The following is a 374-nucleotide window of genomic DNA, read 5'->3' as shown; positions in this document are numbered from 1 at the left end:
GTTCCTGATCAGCCTGAAGGCAGGCGGTTTCGGCCTGAACCTGACGATGGCCGACTACGTGCTCATCGTCGACCCGTGGTGGAACCCCGCCGCCGAAGACCAGGCCAGCGGCCGCGCCCACCGCAGGGGTCAGCAGCGCCCGGTCACCGTCTACCGGCTGGTGACCGCCGGCTCCGTGGAGGAACGCATCATCGAGCTGCACCGCGACACGCGCGGCCTGGCCGACGGTATGCTGGAAAGCGACGGCCCGGCCGCACCGCTGGACGCCGCCGCGCTGGCGGCGCTGCTGGAGGACGAGTAGACCGTATTTGGCCTATATTCAGTCCGATCAACTCGTCGGAGTTCGCATGCGCAGCGCCCAAGTCAAACCCATC

Annotated in this window: 1 protein-coding gene; it reads left to right on the top strand. The window is 67.9% G+C overall.

Annotation, left to right across the window (positions count from 1 at the left end; all coding sequences use genetic code 11):
• Positions 1-301 (top strand): helicase-related protein (locus tag ACG00X_RS24060; protein ID WP_394492358.1); only part of this gene is annotated, 301 nt, incomplete at its 5' end.
• Positions 302-374 lie beyond the last annotated feature (73 nt).

The organism is Pelomonas nitida, assembly GCF_043555975.1.
GTDB lineage: Bacteria > Pseudomonadota > Gammaproteobacteria > Burkholderiales > Burkholderiaceae_C > Pelomonas > Pelomonas nitida.
Note: the sequence above shows the minus strand (reverse complement) of the source record. Positions and strands in the feature narration are given on the sequence as shown.